Origin of the sequence: Peribacillus sp. NPDC096447, from assembly GCF_044762725.1 — a bacterium.
GTDB lineage: Bacteria > Bacillota > Bacilli > Bacillales > DSM-1321 > Peribacillus.
Genome location: NZ_JBIWEV010000007.1, coordinates 193,748 through 208,501, shown reverse-complemented (window position 1 = coordinate 208,501; position 14,754 = coordinate 193,748). Strand labels below are relative to the sequence as shown.

The following is a 14,754-nucleotide window of genomic DNA, read 5'->3' as shown; positions in this document are numbered from 1 at the left end:
GTCACACCCGTTCCCATTCCGAACACGGCAGTTAAGCTCTTCAGCGCCGATGGTAGTTGGGGGTTTCCCCCTGTGAGAGTAGGACGTCGCCAAGCAGGTTTTATATGGAGGATTAGCTCAGCTGGGAGAGCATCTGCCTTACAAGCAGAGGGTCGGCGGTTCGATCCCGTCATCCTCCACCATTTTACACCTGCCGGTGTAGCTCAACTGGTAGAGCAACTGACTTGTAATCAGTAGGTTGGGGGTTCAAGTCCTCTTGCCGGCACCATTTTAAGATAGTACAAGCACGAGCCATTAGCTCAGTTGGTAGAGCATCTGACTTTTAATCAGAGGGTCGAAGGTTCGAATCCTTCATGGCTCACCATTTTATATGCGGGTGTGGCGGAATTGGCAGACGCACCAGACTTAGGATCTGGCGCCGCAAGGCGTGGGGGTTCAAGTCCCTTCACCCGCATCTTTCATGCGGAAGTAGTTCAGTGGTAGAATACAACCTTGCCAAGGTTGGGGTCGCGGGTTCGAATCCCGTCTTCCGCTCCACTTTTCGTATGTGCCGGGGTGGCGGAACTGGCAGACGCACAGGACTTAAAATCCTGCGGTAGGTGACTACCGTACCGGTTCGATTCCGGTCCTCGGCACCATCATAATATGCGCCCGTAGCTCAATTGGATAGAGCATCTGACTACGAATCAGAAGGTTGTAGGTTCGACTCCCGCCGGGCGCACCATGTTTTTATTGCGGGAAGTAGCTCAGCTTGGTAGAGCACTTGGTTTGGGACCAAGGGGTCGCAGGTTCGAATCCTGTCTTCCCGACCACGTGATTTTTAATGAATGGGGCCTTAGCTCAGCTGGGAGAGCGCCTGCCTTGCACGCAGGAGGTCAGCGGTTCGATCCCGCTAGGCTCCACCATTTTTCAATCAGATACTTATATTATATTGGCGGTGTAGCTCAGCTGGCTAGAGCGTACGGTTCATACCCGTGAGGTCGGGGGTTCGATCCCCTCCGCCGCTACCAATAAATATAAGGACCTTTAGCTCAGCTGGTTAGAGCAGACGGCTCATAACCGTCCGGTCGTAGGTTCGAGTCCTACAAGGTCCACCATATTCATTTTTTAAAGCCGTGGAGGTATACCCAAGTTCGGCTGAAGGGATCGGTCTTGAAAACCGACAGGGGAGTCAAATCCCGCGGGGGTTCGAATCCCTCTACCTCCTCCATTTTTTCAAAAAGCAGCAAGTTGTTTTGAAACAGCCTTACATAAAGGATGCGGATGGAACAATATACACGAAAACTTGATGCAAATCGTTTCATTATTACCGTCGCGGGGTGGAGCAGTCCGGTAGCTCGTCGGGCTCATAACCCGAAGGTCGCAGGTTCAAATCCTGTCCCCGCAATTATTAGGTCCCGTGGTGTAGCGGTTAACATGCCTGCCTGTCACGCAGGAGATCGCGGGTTCGATTCCCGTCGGGACCGCCATTTTTTAAATTTAATACAAATGTGGCTCAGTAGCTCAGTCGGTAGAGCAAAGGACTGAAAATCCTTGTGTCGGCGGTTCGATTCCGTCCTGAGCCACCATATCTTTCATATTACGGCGGTTGTGGCGAAGTGGTTAACGCACCTGATTGTGGTTCAGGCATTCGTGGGTTCGATTCCCATCAGTCGCCCCATTTCGCGGGTGTAGTTTAGTGGTAAAACCTCAGCCTTCCAAGCTGATGATGAGGGTTCGATTCCCTTCACCCGCTCCAAATATGGGCCTATAGCTCAGCTGGTTAGAGCGCACGCCTGATAAGCGTGAGGTCGATGGTTCGAGTCCATTTAGGCCCACCATATTCATATTGTTCCGCAGTAGCTCAGTGGTAGAGCATTCGGCTGTTAACCGAACGGTCGTAGGTTCGAGTCCTACCTGCGGAGCCATGGGGAAGTACTCAAGAGGCTGAAGAGGCGCCCCTGCTAAGGGTGTAGGTCGCGCGAGCGGCGCGAGGGTTCAAATCCCTCCTTCTCCGCCAGTTGGCCCGTTGGTCAAGCGGTTAAGACACCGCCCTTTCACGGCGGTAACACGGGTTCGAATCCCGTACGGGTCATAACAAAAAAGGAAGCATACATTCATGTATGCTTCTTTTTTTCATTTCTTTTCATTTATATAACTATCTTTTTGTTTAAAGGGAATGTCTCCTAGATTGGATTCGATATTTGCTTCTTCCAGTGTATCTTCATATTCCTTTTGCTTTTTGTTTGGTATATCCACTCTATTTTTCCCTTCTATATCATTTGCGGCAAATCCTTCATAGTCTTCAGGAAATCCATTCGTTTCATCCTCAGTTTTATATAGATCATTATAATTGTCATGATCGCCGGTGTAATCAGATGGCGTTTCGGATGTACCGAATTTCGCAACTTCCCCAAAGCTATCTTCTTTATCCACCATTTCGATTCCATGACGATTTTCAAAATGATCACCCTTGGATGGAATCAGTATTTCCTCCTCCACTGGCCGGTCTTGTGAAAGTGACCGTTCCGGGGCATGTTCGACACAGTAGAGGGTGCTTGGGATCGCTTCAAGCCTCTCGATGGGGATTTCCCCATTGCAGGTTTTACAATGGCCATACGAACCTTCTTCCATTGCTTTCAATGCTTCGTCGATTTTCTCCATTTCTGATTGTGCATGCTCATCGAGTGCTTGATTCCGTTCCATCTCGAATAATTCGGTTCCTAGGTCAGCAGGATGATTATCATAGGATGATAATTCCCCTACGGATTCCGTCTGGCTTTTATCCAGAACGGATTGTTCGTCATTTTGAATTCTACTACTTAACTCATTTTTTTCTTGAAGCAGTTCCTTTTTTAATTTTTGCGTTTGTTGTTTCGTTGCCATCTCCTATTCACTCCTTCTAAAGTCCAAATATCATTTTATATTGGTAAGATGATTGTATTATCTATTACCCGAATCGGAGTATAGGAAAACAATATGGAACGGAAGATAGAAAAAAGGACTGAGTGGATGAGCTCAGTCCTCGGAGATTAGATAAGATAGCTGATGAATAATCCAATGGCCATGAGTAAGCCAAAGAAGGTGTTCGTTTGGGCCGTGGCTTTCATTGCCGGGACCATCGTGATCGGCTGCGTTTTGCCTACGAAGCCTTTGATTGCGGCCATGGCCTTCGGTATGCTAAGGAAGGCAAGGAGAATCCACGCCGTTACGCTTCCGGTAAGGACTAGCCCAACAAGCCATAGATAAGAGAAGGCGAACATGATTGCCATGAATGTCAGGGCGTTTTTCCTGCCCATCACTACAGGCATCGTTTTGCGCCCGTGAGCCTTATCTCCATCATGGTCACGCAGGTTATTGGATAAGTTGATCAGCCCGACCAAAATCCCACTTGGAATGGCTATTAAGATGGCTGTTGAAGAAACATCACCGGTTTGAATGAAAAAGGCGATCAGGATTATCAAAAAGCCCATGAACAATCCAGAAAAAAGTTCCCCGAATGGTGTATATGAAATGGGAAGGGGACCGCCTGTATAAAGATAGCCGACAAGCATGCAAACCAGTCCTACTGCAGCAAGCCACCAAGATGATGCGGCACAGATATAGATCCCAATTATCAAGGCGATGGCATACATGCCAAGGGCCAAGCTCATGATTAGTTTGGGGGTCATCCCATGACGGACGATCCCGCCGCCGATGCCTACGGATTCCTCCGTATCCAAGCCTCTCTTGAAATCATAGTATTCATTGAATAAATTGGTAGCAGCTTGAATCAGGATACTGGCAATCATCATGGCAGCGAATAGTAACCAATTCACTCCATCTTCCAAAAGTGCAATCACAGTTCCAAGTAAGACTGGGACAAAAGCTGCGGTTAGTGTATGTGGACGAATTAACTCCCACCAAATCTTCCAGGTCCGTTTAAGGGGAAGTCCGTCGTATTCTGTTTGCATTATTTCTCTCCTCAAAATCATTATTGGTTCTCTCGAAATTATAACAAATATTGAAATGTTGCACAAAAGGTTATCCTAATAAATGCAGGAAAAGTGGGTAAGGGTGATAATTGGAATTCCTGGATGATCCATTTCCAAAATCCAGGGTATTTCTCTACATTCGCTAAGATTCATATAATAAGGAAAAGAACAGGAAAGAATCGTTCGGTAAAGGGGCGTTTTATTGACATGAGGTTCAAGGGAGGTGTATCTTTAAATAGGTTAAAAAGCTTTTAAAATGTACATTTGGGGGGATTTTTTTGGCTATCTCAGAGGAAACTGAACAGTTTCAGGGACTGGCTTCAGCTATACAAAAGGCGAAGGACTTGAATGATCAAGTTCTATTCAGTCATATTAAGAAGATTAAATGCAACAACCCCCTTTCATTTTATCAAGCTGGAAGAGAACGGTACGCGGGTGAACGCTTTTTCTGGGAGGACCCTGCAAAGGAAATAACCATCACCGGTTTAGGCAATGTTAAGAAACTCAAAGCGGCATCGAATGCCGAACGTTATAGAGAAGTCGAAAAGAGCTGGATCAAACTGCAGAATAATGCTGTCAAAACAGGAGTGACCGATATAGAAGCGACAGGTCCTTTACTGTTTGGGGGCTTTTCTTTTGATTATGAAACTGACAGTACGCTCCTTTGGAATCAGTTCGGGGACAACCTTTTTTATATACCTGCCTTCATGCTGTCAATAGTGGGGAAACAAGCTTACTTAACGACAAACTTACTTTGTTCGCCTGATGATTCAGAAAAACTCTTCATAGATATGATAAATGAACGGGAAGCTTTCCTTTTCAAAAGCTTGGATGGCAATGGATTGGGTGCAAATTCCCTGGTTATGCAGAGGGAAGTCGAACCTGAGGAATGGAAGCGGACGGTCGCAGAGGCTGTTCAGGAAATCAAGACGACAGATCTCGACAAAATCGTTTTGGCAAGGGAGCTTCGACTTGGTTTTGAACGTTCCATCGATTCAGGGAAAGTACTTGAACAATTGATTGCTGAGCAGCCATTGAGTTATATTTTCAGTTTGGAAGCTGGAGGTGACTGTTTTGTTGGTGCCACCCCTGAACGTTTGATTAAGAAACAGGGAAATGAAGTTTTTTCTACCTGTCTTGCTGGATCGATGGGACGAGGGAAAGATGAGCAGGAAGATGTTTGTCTTGGTGAAGAATTGCTTCATGACCAAAAGAATTTACAAGAGCATCAATATGTCGTGTCGATGATATCCAATGCCTTTGATTCAGTATGCGAAAAGGTGATGGTCCCGGCCGGACCGACACTTATGAAAAACCGTCATATCCAGCATTTGTACACACCGGTCCGCGGTATATCAAAGGAAGGTGTCACGATTTTTGAATTTGTCGAGAATCTCCACCCAACCCCTGCTATGGGCGGACTTCCCAAAGAAAAGGCGGTTGTCCGAATTCGGGAAATGGAAGGTCTGGAACGTGGCTTTTATGCGGGTCCTTTAGGCTGGGTGGATACGTATGGAAACGGGGAATTCGCTGTAGGGATACGTTCTGCACTAATACAGAACAATGAGGCCTCACTCTTTGCCGGATGCGGAGTAGTGGAAGATTCGACTCCCGAAAGTGAATACCGGGAAACGGGGATTAAATTCAATCCGATGTTAAGTGCTTTAGGAGGAAATCTTAATGAATGACCGAGATGCATTGACAGCGTATGCTGCTTCATTTGTCGATGAGCTGGCACAAAATGAGGTGAAGCATGTGGTGGTGAGCCCTGGTTCACGATCCACACCCCTGGCTTTGTTGCTGGTGGAACATCCTGATATCGAAATTCATATTAATGTGGATGAGCGTTCGGCTGCTTTTTTTGCCCTTGGTTTGGCTAAGGCCCTAAAAGAACCTGTCGGACTTCTTTGTACGTCAGGTACAGCCGCTGCAAACTATTACCCAGCCGTCATTGAGGCTTTCTATTCAAGAGTGCCGCTTATTGTACTTACCGCTGACCGCCCGCATGAATTGCGTGATGTCGGAGCCCCGCAGGCGATCGATCAGATGCACCTTTACGGGAGACATGTAAAATGGTTTGTCGAAATGGCACTTCCTGAAAGCACGGATGGGATGATGCGGTATGCCAGAACGGTCGGTGCAAGGGCAGTGGCAACAGCTGCAGCTGAGCCTGCAGGGCCTGTACATTTGAATTTCCCGCTTCGAGAACCATTGATTCCGGACCTGGAGAAAGCAAAGGAGTGCAGGCAAAATAAAATGACGCCTGCAGTGTTGATTGACAGTGGAGAACTGTCACTGTCATCATCACAAATAGAAGCTGTTGCAACTACATTGTCACAAGCTAAGCAAGGTATGATTGTATGTGGCGAATTACCTCATCCAGAGATGAAGGAAGCCATCGTCGCATTAGCGGAAAAACTTGCCTTTCCGGTACTGGCTGATCCCCTTTCACAGCTAAGGAGCGGAAGTCATGACAAAGCCGTAATTATTGATTCTTACGATACGTTTCTACGCGATGAAACGGCAAAAGCGGCTTTCAGGCCGGAAGTGATCTTGCGATTCGGGGCAATGCCTGTTTCTAAACCGTTATTGTTATTCATGAAAAAACAAAAACAGGCAATCACTTTGGTCGTCGATGGCGGAGCAGGCTGGCGCGAACCAGCCGGATTGGCAACGAATATGATTTACAGCGAAGAGAAAGATTTTTGTCTGCGAATTGCTGAAAGTATTTCTTCCTCCCATGATGATGAATGGCTTCGCTTATGGCAAACCGTCAACGGAGCGACGAAGGATGCCTTAGCCTCCGTCAGGGATGAAGCGGAGTTAAGCGAAGGCAAGCTGTTCGCCCTGCTTGCTGATATGATGCCATTGGAATCGACGTTGTTTGTCGGGAATAGTATGCCCATACGTGATTTGGATACTTTCTTTTTGAATAATGGAAAAGGAATCAAAACCTTTGCAAATCGCGGGGCGAATGGCATCGATGGTGTCGTTTCCACTGCGCTTGGCGTAAGCACGGTATCAAAAAATACAGTGCTGGCAATCGGGGATTTAAGCTTTTTCCATGATATGAATGGCTTGCTTGCGGCAAAACTTCAAAAACAAAATATCACGATATTGCTGGTTAATAATGATGGCGGCGGCATTTTCTCCTTCTTGCCGCAGGCGAATGAGAGGGAACATTTCGAAACGCTATTCGGAACGCCTCATGGGCTTGATTTTTCCCATACTGCCGAGCTTTATGGCGGTAAATACAACAAGGTGCAAAATTGGGATGAGTTAGAGAAGGTATTTACAGAGTCATTCGAAATTCAAGGACTCAAAATCATTGAAGTTCCGACAGAAAGAGAGTCCAATTTACAAAAGCATCGAAATTTGTGGAGCTTTGTTTCCCAGGAAATAAAAATGGTGTTAGACAGGGAAATATCATGAATATTGTCAGCAAGGATGTCAATTATGCTGTTGAAATAACGGGAAATGGAGATCCTCTTGTACTTTTACATGGATTTACGGGAAATCGGGATACATGGAAATTCCTCATTCCGCTACTGAGTGACAGGTATACGTTAATCATGGTCGACATCATCGGTCATGGCATGTCTGCGTCACCAGCCGATCATCGAAGGTATAAAATCGAGCGTGTCGCTGAGGATATCAAGTATATTTTGGATGTGTTGCATTTCCCGAAAGCCCATATCCTTGGATACTCGATGGGCGGAAGGCTCGGATTGGGATTTGCCTGTTTGTTTCCTGACTATGTTGATACATTGATATTGGAGAGCGCTTCACCGGGCCTTTTAACAGAAGGGGAACGTGAAATCCGAAGGGGAAATGATCGGAAGCTTGCCGAAAGGATTCTTGAAAATGGCATGGAAGCGTTTGTGGATCAATGGGAAAACATCCCTCTGTTTGAAAGTCAAAAACGGTTGTCGGCCAAAACCAGGTCAGCCATTCGGGAGCAGCGGTTGGCAAATGACCCTGCCGGCCTTTCCAATAGCCTTCTTGGTATGGGGACCGGCAATCAGGCTTCATACTGGGAACAACTGCAAACCCTTGATTTCCCTGTGCTCCTTGTAACCGGTGAGCTTGACCGGAAGTTTTGTCGAATTGCGGACTCGATGAAAAAAAAGTTGAAGCGGGCCGAATGGAAAATAATAAATGATGCGGGACATGCTATTCATGTGGAAGTTGGAGAAAAGTTTGGTAAAATAATAAGTGAGTTTTTAAAGCGAAATAAAAGGAGGAATTAAGGTGACGATTCAATGGGAAACAATACGTGAGTATGATGAAATTTTGTATGAAAAATATAACGGGATTGCGAAAGTGTCCATCAATCGACCACATGTACATAATGCATTCACGCCAAAAACGACTGCTGAAATGATTGATGCATTTGCAAGGGCGCGTGATGATTCCAGCATTGGTGTCATTATTTTAACAGGTGTAGGCGGCAAAGCATTCTGTTCAGGCGGGGACCAAAAAGTACGCGGAAATGGTGGATATGTGGGTGAAGATAACATTCCGCGTCTAAATGTTCTTGATTTGCAACGTTTGATTCGCGTAATTCCAAAACCAGTCGTAGCCATGGTTGCAGGATATGCAATTGGTGGCGGTAATGTCTTGAACGTGGTATGTGACTTGACGATTGCTGCTGACAATGCAATTTTCGGACAAACTGGACCGAATGTAGGAAGCTTTGATGCTGGTTATGGTTCTGGCTACCTTGCACGTATCGTGGGTCATAAAAAGGCGCGTGAAATCTGGTACCTATGCCGTCAATACAATGCACAGGAAGCATTGGATATGGGATTGGTCAACACAGTCGTACCATTAGACCAATTAGAAGCGGAAACGGTTAAATGGTGTGAAGAAATGCTTGAGAAGAGCCCTACTGCACTTCGTTTCTTGAAAGCGGCAATGAACGCTGATACGGATGGCCTTGCAGGTCTTCAACAATTGGCTGGTGACGCTACACTTTTATACTATACAACAGAAGAAGCAAAAGAAGGCCGCGATGCATTCAAAGAAAAGCGCACTCCGGACTTTGGGCAATTCCCTCGTTTCCCTTAATGAAACGTGTGAATCGATGAGACTGACAGCTTGGCGGATAATCGCCGGGCTGTTTTCTATATCAAAATGGAAGAGGGTAAGCAGCAATGGCAGAAGAAAAGTTGCCAAACTGGCTGAAAAATCGGGCGCATCTTTCACCAGATCGCCCGGCAATAGAGTTTGAAGGTAATACGTATAGCTTTCTTGAACTGCATACATTATCGGAGAAGATGGCTGGTAAGCTGGCAAGCATTGGTCTGGGCGCTGGCGATTCATGCGCGGTTTTGCTCCGTAATCATATTGATGGTGTTGTCGTTATCCATGCACTATTTTATCTCGGTGTGAAGATTGTGATGCTGAATAATAAGTTAACGGCAAAAGAGCTGTCCTGGCAGATCGAGGATAGTGGGACTGCCTATTTGGTTTCAGAAGGTGCCTTCTCCGACAAACTTTCTGATATTGGTGAGATTCTCCCGGAATTGAACCTTCATTTAATGGAAGAATTGCCGGATGAAGGCACGGCGGAAATACTTCAAGAGTTTTACCTTGAGGATACCGCTACGATCATGTATACATCAGGTACGACAGGAAATCCAAAGGGTGTGATCCAAACATTCGGCAACCATTGGTGGAGTGCAGTAGGGTCGGTTCTGAACCTTGGATTGCATGAGGAGGATTCTTGGTATTGTGCGGTTCCGATCTTTCATATTAGCGGTTTATCCATTCTGATGAAAAATGTGATTTATGGCATGAAAGTCGTTTTGGCGGAACGATTCGATGAACGGGAAGCGAACCGGAGCATTCAGGAAAATGGCGTGACGATCATTTCGGTCGTGACGGCGATGCTGAATAGGATGGTTCAGGATTTGAAAGGAACAAGCTATCCAAAAACCTTTCGCTGTTTCCTGTTGGGCGGCGGCCCTGCACCCGTCCATTTACTTGAAGCCTGTAAGGAGAAAGGGATTCCCGTCTATCAATCATATGGGATGACCGAAACGTCTTCACAGATTGTGACGCTGGCACCGGAATATAGCATGTCAAAAATCGGATCAGCTGGGAAGCCTTTGTTTCCTTCGCAGTTACGGATAGAGAAGGACGGCACTATGTGTGAACCGGGTGCAGTGGGTGAAATCGTGGTTTCAGGTCCGAATGTCACGAAAGGTTATTTTAATCGAATGGACGCTACACAGCAGGCGATTACCGATGGATGGCTTTATACCGGGGATCTTGGTTATCTTGATGAGGAAGGCTTTTTATATGTGCTTGACCGACGTTCGGATTTAATCATATCCGGCGGTGAAAATGTCTATCCGGCGGAGATTGAAAACGTCCTCAGTATGCATCCTGATGTTTTCGAAGCGGGAGTGACGGGGACTGACGATGAAAAGTGGGGACAGGTCCCGCTTGCTTTTGTCGTCTTGCATCAAGGTGCAGAGCTTGATGAGAGCGAACTGCTGGAATATTGCAGGGGATATTTAGCATCCTATAAGATTCCCCGGAACGTGATTTTTTGTAAGGAGCTTCCCCGTAATGGCGCAAGCAAGCTTCTGAGACGGGAACTGAAGAAGGAAATGGGGGAAGGGCAATGAAGTTATCCTCCATTTCCCTAAAGCTCATTAAGGCCCCTTTAAAACGGCCATTCAAGACGCATCTCGAAACGGTAAGCGAGCGGGAAGTGATAATTGTCGAAGCCATGGATAAGGATGGGTTGATTGGATACGGTGAAGCTGTCCCTTTTACAAGTCCTTGGTATACAGAGGAAACGATCAAAACATGCTTTCATATTTTGGATGACTTCTTAATCCCGTTGACATTGGCCAGTCAGATCAAGCATCCTGATGAGCTGCCGAACTTATGGAGCGGAATCCGGCGGAATGCGATGGCGAAGTCAGCTTTAGAGCAGGCAATCCTCGATTTATATGCGAAGCAGAAAGGAGTCTACCTCGGACGGCTGTTTGGCGGCGAACGAAGTGAAGTGGCCGCTGGTGTAGTCGTTGCATCCAATGATATTGAAGATGCGATGCGCCAGATCGAGGATTTTTCCGGATCTGGTTATCAGCGTTATAAAATAAAAATCAATCCTCAAATTGATCTGGAGTTTTTAGCGGAAATCCGTCGGGCCTATCCTCATATCCCGCTCATGGCAGATGCCAATTCAGCGTACACTCTTGATGACATCACACACCTTCAGAAGCTTGATGAGTTTAAGCTGATGATGATTGAACAGCCGCTGGGACATGACGATATTGTGGAACATTCATTTTTGCAGAAACAGCTGCAGACACCTATTTGCCTTGATGAAAGCATAAATTCATTTCATGATGCCAAAAGTGCGCTGTCGCTCCAGAGCTGTGGGGTGATCACCATTAAGATGGCTAAAGTCGGCGGCTGGATGGAAGCTGTAAGAATCCATGATCTATGCCTGGGAAATGATGTGCCAGTTTGGTGCGGCGGTATGATTGAATTTGGCATTTCACGTGCACATAATATCGCTCTTGCCACATTAAAAGGATTCACGATTCCCGGGGATATATCATCTTCATCCCGTTATTGGGATGAAGATATAATATATCCTGAAGTACTTGTCGAAAACGGCATGATCCAAGTTCCCGATAAAGCTGGAATCGGTTTTGCCATCAATGAAAAGCGGCTAAAGGAATTGACTACATATAGTAAGTTGTACAAGTGAAAACATCAAAGGAGGTGCATTGCCCACCTCTTTTTACAAATATTGATAATCCTTTAACTCCACTCACTCCCCTTGCCTATGTACCTCACCCAATTAGTATTTTCTTGGACGGAAACCCCACCCTTTTTGAAAATGATTTTAATAGGATACTAACAAATCAGTTCATTGTTTTTCCTGTTAAAACTCTTGCTAAGCTGCAGAAATTTGCGACAATTCTGCCAGCTAGCCAAGATGACGCTAGATGCTTGATTTGATGAGGCTTGGCAGACAGTCGGCGGAAAGGGAACGAATGACTGAAATCAACCAGGAACTTTTTTAACTGGCCGGAAAGATCATAATTTTTTTCAGAAAATGGGGCTTTGTCTATTTTTTCTTTATTGGATTATTTTGTATAATGAAATTAAAAGAATGGCAACCAAGGGAAAGGGAGGGGAGAGTGTATGAAGAAAAAACCGTACCTTATTGCGGAGATTCTACTAAGAAGGGGCATGGCGGACTATGTCATTAAAGAAGTGACGGCATTGGAAGAGTGTGAGCTGTTTCTTTTGAAGAGAAAGTGGGGCCTATATGACCGGAAGACAGGTGCGTAAAGATTAAAAGTAAAAAGGGAACCGTTTCGAGCCGGTCCCCATGCGTTTTAAGGTTTTTTAAGCCGGTATCTATTTACTGGACGGCCTATGCTGCCATATTGTACGTCAAGCTGAAGGACTTCTTCGCCATGCAAGTATTCAAGATAGCGCCTTGCTGTAACTCTGGCGATTCCAATCCCATCAGCCACTTCTTCTGCAGATAGTGACCCAGGCTGGGTCTTTATGAACTTCGTCACTTGCTTAAGAGTCGCGCCATTCAATCCTTTGGGAACATCATATTTCGGACTCGCTTCAGAATGTGTTTTATTTTGAAAGAGGATTCGGTCGAGCTGATTTTGAGAAATTTGATGGTCAGGTTCAACCTCCATCCGAAAAGCAAAGTATTGCTCCAGCGTATGTTTTAGCCTATCGAATTTAAATGGCTTGATTAAATAGTCAAAAGCCCCGTTCTGTATCATTTTTCGAATCGTTTTCTGATCATTTGCCGCTGAAATGATGATGACATCCACATCCATTTGCTCTTTTCTGATTTGATAAAGTGTATCAACCCCGTTTAAAGATGGCATGAAGATGTCCAAAATGACAAGGTCGGGTTTAGAATGCCTGATTTTTTCCAGACCTTCAAGCCCATTTGAAGCTGTATCAACGACTTTAAAGGCAGGCAGGCGCTCGATGAACTGTTTGTTGACCTCTTGGACCATTGGGTCGTCTTCAATTAAAAGTACACGAATTTCGTTAGTCATTTTGGTTCTCCTCTATATCGTGCATCGGAAAAGAAAGAAAAAAGCTTGTTCCTTCGTCAGGGCGTGTCGTGAATTTCATTTCGCCGTTCGCTTTTTTTACAATTTGGTCTATTAGATAAAGACCAATTCCTGATCCTTCCGCACCTTTTGTTGTAAAACCATACTCGAATATATCTTTATGAATGTCCTCGGGAATGCCGGGCCCATTATCCTCAAGCACGATTTGACAATGATGTTCATCCTGGTAGATGGATAGATAAACCTGTTTTGTTTCCTCTGAACAATGCTTTAGCGCGGCGAATGAGTTTTCGATCAGGTTTCCGATTATCAAAACAAAATCGTGATGATCCAAATCAGCGGGGAAGCGGTCCAATTTCGTGTGCTTGTCCATGATGAGCTCGATTCCGAGTTCCCTACCCAAGGAGATCTTACTTAATATCAGCCCCACTAAATTATCATCGTGAATGTGCTTCGTTAAAAACCTGGTCAATTCCTCTTGTTCTTCCGTGATCTGAAAAATGTAATGCAGCGCTTCGTCAAGATTGCCTAGCTGGATCAATCCTGCTATCGTATGAAGTTTGTTCATATGTTCATGGTTTTGAACGCGCAGAGCTTCAACGAATGCTTTGACACTAGTCAACTCTTCAGCTAGCTTCGTCACATCGGTACGATCCTGGAAAATGGCCACCGCACCGATCGTTTTATCCGCAATCTTTATCGGTACCCGGTTGCTTACAATATTCCTGTTTTGAACGGAGATCTCCTGATTAAAGATGGGAGATGTCCGGTCAAGCACTTCCGGGAGACGTGTATCGTGTATAATATCATTGATATTCTTGCCTATGACCGCACCGTTGATATTGAAAATTTGCTTAGCCTTTTCATTGAAAATCGTGATAGTCTGATTATTATCTATGGCGATGACCCCTTCATGCATGGCATTGAAAGCGGCAGTCCTTTCAACCAACATCCGTGAAATTTCATGGGGTTCAAGTTGGAAGGTCTCTTTTTTTATCCTTTTTGCCATGAGCCATGAGCCGCATACCCCGAATAGAAGTGTAAGGACCAGGATAATCGCGATTTCGCCTTTCAGGTCCTTGATTAATTCCGGTATGGTAGGCAAGATATTCCCAACCAGTACGACGCCGATTTGCTCTCTATCTCTATCAAGGATCGGTACAAATGCGCGGATGGAAATGCCTAGTTCGCCAGCAGCCTTTGAAAGGTATTCGTGTTCAGCGAACGCAGCGCTTTCGTCGCTGCTTTCCGATGGGGTTCCCAATTGGCTGAACACGGGGTGGGAATAGCGTATATGCTGATTGTTCAGTACAACTATATAATCCGCTTGATGGATTTTCCTTAAGTTTTCAATAATCGGATTGAGCTGCGTCCATCCTTCGGGCTCACGGACCAATTTTTGTACTTCAGGCAGTTCGGCAATGGTATGGGCAGTGATCATGGATCGTTTGCCGATTTCATCTTCCCTGACCGAAACGATATTTCCGAATATAAAAATCCCGCCTATTAGTATCGAAAAAGCGACGATTACGAATGATAGCAGGGTGATTTTAATTTGAATGGGCATATGAAAGGATTTATCCATTGTTTTTCCTCCATTACTTCTATACTTTATAGTAACAGAATTTCTATCACTTTTCGCTATTTTTCGCGCATTGTATTACGACAGCAAAAAGCTGTGATAGAATAGTGATAATGTGAAGTGAGCGGTG

Annotated in this window: 11 protein-coding genes, 21 tRNA genes and 1 rRNA gene; 29 read left to right on the top strand and 4 right to left on the bottom strand. The window is 45.4% G+C overall.

Annotated features, from left to right (window positions below; all coding sequences use genetic code 11):
- From rrf to ACIQZD_RS22645, 22 genes are all read left to right on the top strand, one after another.
- Positions 1 to 95: ribosomal RNA gene (gene rrf, locus ACIQZD_RS22750) — 5S ribosomal RNA — on the top strand; the annotation flags it as partial.
- A gap of 11 nt (positions 96 to 106) precedes the next feature.
- Positions 107 to 182, top strand: a tRNA-Val gene (locus ACIQZD_RS22745).
- A gap of 10 nt (positions 183 to 192) precedes the next feature.
- Positions 193 to 268 (top strand) — tRNA-Thr (locus ACIQZD_RS22740).
- Between the two features lie 20 nt (positions 269 to 288).
- Positions 289 to 364 (top strand) — tRNA-Lys (locus tag ACIQZD_RS22735).
- A gap of 8 nt (positions 365 to 372) precedes the next feature.
- Positions 373 to 454: transfer RNA gene (locus ACIQZD_RS22730), tRNA-Leu, on the top strand.
- An 8-nt stretch (positions 455 to 462) separates the two neighbouring features.
- Positions 463 to 537, top strand: a tRNA-Gly gene (locus ACIQZD_RS22725).
- A 12-nt stretch (positions 538 to 549) separates the two neighbouring features.
- Positions 550 to 638: transfer RNA gene (locus ACIQZD_RS22720), tRNA-Leu, on the top strand.
- Positions 639 to 647: 9 nt separating this feature from the next.
- A tRNA-Arg gene (locus ACIQZD_RS22715) sits at positions 648 to 724 on the top strand.
- Positions 725 to 735: 11 nt separating this feature from the next.
- Positions 736 to 812: transfer RNA gene (locus tag ACIQZD_RS22710), tRNA-Pro, on the top strand.
- A gap of 17 nt (positions 813 to 829) precedes the next feature.
- Positions 830 to 905: transfer RNA gene (locus tag ACIQZD_RS22705), tRNA-Ala, on the top strand.
- A 28-nt stretch (positions 906 to 933) separates the two neighbouring features.
- Positions 934 to 1,010, top strand: a tRNA-Met gene (locus tag ACIQZD_RS22700).
- A gap of 10 nt (positions 1,011 to 1,020) precedes the next feature.
- Positions 1,021 to 1,097 (top strand) — tRNA-Ile (locus ACIQZD_RS22695).
- Between the two features lie 20 nt (positions 1,098 to 1,117).
- Positions 1,118 to 1,210 (top strand) — tRNA-Ser (locus ACIQZD_RS22690).
- A 103-nt stretch (positions 1,211 to 1,313) separates the two neighbouring features.
- A tRNA-Met gene (locus ACIQZD_RS22685) sits at positions 1,314 to 1,387 on the top strand.
- Between the two features lie 6 nt (positions 1,388 to 1,393).
- Positions 1,394 to 1,469 (top strand) — tRNA-Asp (locus ACIQZD_RS22680).
- Between the two features lie 23 nt (positions 1,470 to 1,492).
- Positions 1,493 to 1,568 (top strand) — tRNA-Phe (locus ACIQZD_RS22675).
- Positions 1,569 to 1,584: 16 nt separating this feature from the next.
- A tRNA-His gene (locus ACIQZD_RS22670) sits at positions 1,585 to 1,660 on the top strand.
- 4 nt (positions 1,661 to 1,664) lie between these two features.
- Positions 1,665 to 1,738, top strand: a tRNA-Gly gene (locus ACIQZD_RS22665).
- A gap of 5 nt (positions 1,739 to 1,743) precedes the next feature.
- Positions 1,744 to 1,820, top strand: a tRNA-Ile gene (locus ACIQZD_RS22660).
- 12 nt (positions 1,821 to 1,832) lie between these two features.
- A tRNA-Asn gene (locus ACIQZD_RS22655) sits at positions 1,833 to 1,907 on the top strand.
- A 1-nt stretch (position 1,908) separates the two neighbouring features.
- Positions 1,909 to 1,999, top strand: a tRNA-Ser gene (locus ACIQZD_RS22650).
- Positions 2,000 to 2,002: 3 nt separating this feature from the next.
- Positions 2,003 to 2,074, top strand: a tRNA-Glu gene (locus tag ACIQZD_RS22645).
- 41 nt (positions 2,075 to 2,115) lie between these two features.
- Here the strand turns inward: ACIQZD_RS22645 and ACIQZD_RS22640 are convergent.
- Together ACIQZD_RS22640 and ACIQZD_RS22635 are read right to left on the bottom strand one after the other, a co-directional pair.
- Complete coding sequence (locus tag ACIQZD_RS22640; protein ID WP_402906617.1) at positions 2,116 to 2,865, bottom strand: TraR/DksA C4-type zinc finger protein; 750 nt, start codon at positions 2,863 to 2,865, stop codon at positions 2,116 to 2,118.
- A 146-nt stretch (positions 2,866 to 3,011) separates the two neighbouring features.
- A complete protein-coding gene (locus ACIQZD_RS22635) occupies positions 3,012 to 3,932 on the bottom strand; it encodes a 1,4-dihydroxy-2-naphthoate polyprenyltransferase (protein ID WP_350300377.1) in 921 nt (306 codons plus the stop codon).
- 299 nt (positions 3,933 to 4,231) lie between these two features.
- Here ACIQZD_RS22635 and ACIQZD_RS22630 point away from each other — a divergent pair, with 299 nt between their 5' ends.
- The 7 genes from ACIQZD_RS22630 to ACIQZD_RS22600 all read left to right on the top strand — a co-directional run bounded on the left by ACIQZD_RS22630 (position 4,232) and on the right by ACIQZD_RS22600 (position 12,281).
- Positions 4,232 to 5,641, top strand: a complete 1,410-nt coding sequence (locus tag ACIQZD_RS22630; protein ID WP_402906614.1) for an isochorismate synthase — start codon at positions 4,232 to 4,234, stop codon at positions 5,639 to 5,641.
- On the top strand, positions 5,634 to 7,385 hold the full coding sequence (menD, locus tag ACIQZD_RS22625) for a 2-succinyl-5-enolpyruvyl-6-hydroxy-3-cyclohexene-1-carboxylic-acid synthase (RefSeq protein WP_402906612.1): 1,752 nt from the start codon (positions 5,634 to 5,636) through the stop codon (positions 7,383 to 7,385). Before ACIQZD_RS22630 ends, menD begins: the two co-directional genes overlap by 8 nt.
- The gene (gene menH / locus ACIQZD_RS22620) at positions 7,382 to 8,203 is read left to right on the top strand and encodes a 2-succinyl-6-hydroxy-2,4-cyclohexadiene-1-carboxylate synthase (RefSeq protein ID WP_402906610.1); all 822 of its coding nucleotides are present in this window, start codon (positions 7,382 to 7,384) and stop codon (positions 8,201 to 8,203) included. The genes menD and menH overlap by 4 nt, the downstream gene beginning before the upstream one ends.
- 7 nt (positions 8,204 to 8,210) lie before the next feature.
- Positions 8,211 to 9,023 (top strand): 1,4-dihydroxy-2-naphthoyl-CoA synthase, encoded by an 813-nt coding sequence (gene menB / locus ACIQZD_RS22615; RefSeq protein ID WP_370029151.1) that lies wholly within the window; start codon positions 8,211 to 8,213, stop codon positions 9,021 to 9,023.
- Between the two features lie 86 nt (positions 9,024 to 9,109).
- A complete protein-coding gene (locus ACIQZD_RS22610) occupies positions 9,110 to 10,591 on the top strand; it encodes an o-succinylbenzoate--CoA ligase (RefSeq protein ID WP_402906608.1) in 1,482 nt (493 codons plus the stop codon).
- On the top strand, positions 10,588 to 11,691 hold the full coding sequence (gene menC, locus ACIQZD_RS22605) for an o-succinylbenzoate synthase (RefSeq protein WP_402906606.1): 1,104 nt from the start codon (positions 10,588 to 10,590) through the stop codon (positions 11,689 to 11,691). Before ACIQZD_RS22610 ends, menC begins: the two co-directional genes overlap by 4 nt.
- A 440-nt stretch (positions 11,692 to 12,131) precedes the next feature.
- Positions 12,132 to 12,281, top strand: a complete 150-nt coding sequence (locus ACIQZD_RS22600; RefSeq protein ID WP_402906604.1) for a hypothetical protein — start codon at positions 12,132 to 12,134, stop codon at positions 12,279 to 12,281.
- A 47-nt stretch (positions 12,282 to 12,328) separates the two neighbouring features.
- On the opposite strand, the gene ACIQZD_RS22595 is transcribed toward ACIQZD_RS22600, so the two are convergent.
- Entirely contained in the window at positions 12,329 to 13,024 is a 696-nt protein-coding gene (locus tag ACIQZD_RS22595; RefSeq protein WP_402906602.1) for a response regulator, read from the bottom strand.
- On the bottom strand, positions 13,017 to 14,627 hold the full coding sequence (locus ACIQZD_RS22590) for an ATP-binding protein (RefSeq protein WP_402906600.1): 1,611 nt from the start codon (positions 14,625 to 14,627) through the stop codon (positions 13,017 to 13,019). The genes ACIQZD_RS22595 and ACIQZD_RS22590 overlap by 8 nt, the downstream gene beginning before the upstream one ends.
- Positions 14,628 to 14,754: the final 127 nt, after the last annotated feature.

Bases quoted from the DNA above. Each gene is read 5' to 3' on its own strand.
- ACIQZD_RS22635 (WP_350300377.1), bottom strand. From the start codon at position 3,932: ATGCAAACAGAATACGACGGACTTCCCCTTAAACGGACCTGGAAGATT.
- ACIQZD_RS22640 (WP_402906617.1), bottom strand. From the start codon at position 2,865: ATGGCAACGAAACAACAAACGCAAAAATTAAAAAAGGAACTGCTTCAA.
- menC (WP_402906606.1), top strand. From the start codon at position 10,588: ATGAAGTTATCCTCCATTTCCCTAAAGCTCATTAAGGCCCCTTTAAAA.
- ACIQZD_RS22595 (WP_402906602.1), bottom strand. From the start codon at position 13,024: ATGACTAACGAAATTCGTGTACTTTTAATTGAAGACGACCCAATGGTC.
- ACIQZD_RS22590 (WP_402906600.1), bottom strand. From the start codon at position 14,627: ATGGATAAATCCTTTCATATGCCCATTCAAATTAAAATCACCCTGCTA.
- ACIQZD_RS22600 (WP_402906604.1), top strand. From the start codon at position 12,132: ATGAAGAAAAAACCGTACCTTATTGCGGAGATTCTACTAAGAAGGGGC.
- menD (WP_402906612.1), top strand. From the start codon at position 5,634: ATGAATGACCGAGATGCATTGACAGCGTATGCTGCTTCATTTGTCGAT.
- menH (WP_402906610.1), top strand. From the start codon at position 7,382: ATGAATATTGTCAGCAAGGATGTCAATTATGCTGTTGAAATAACGGGA.
- ACIQZD_RS22610 (WP_402906608.1), top strand. From the start codon at position 9,110: ATGGCAGAAGAAAAGTTGCCAAACTGGCTGAAAAATCGGGCGCATCTT.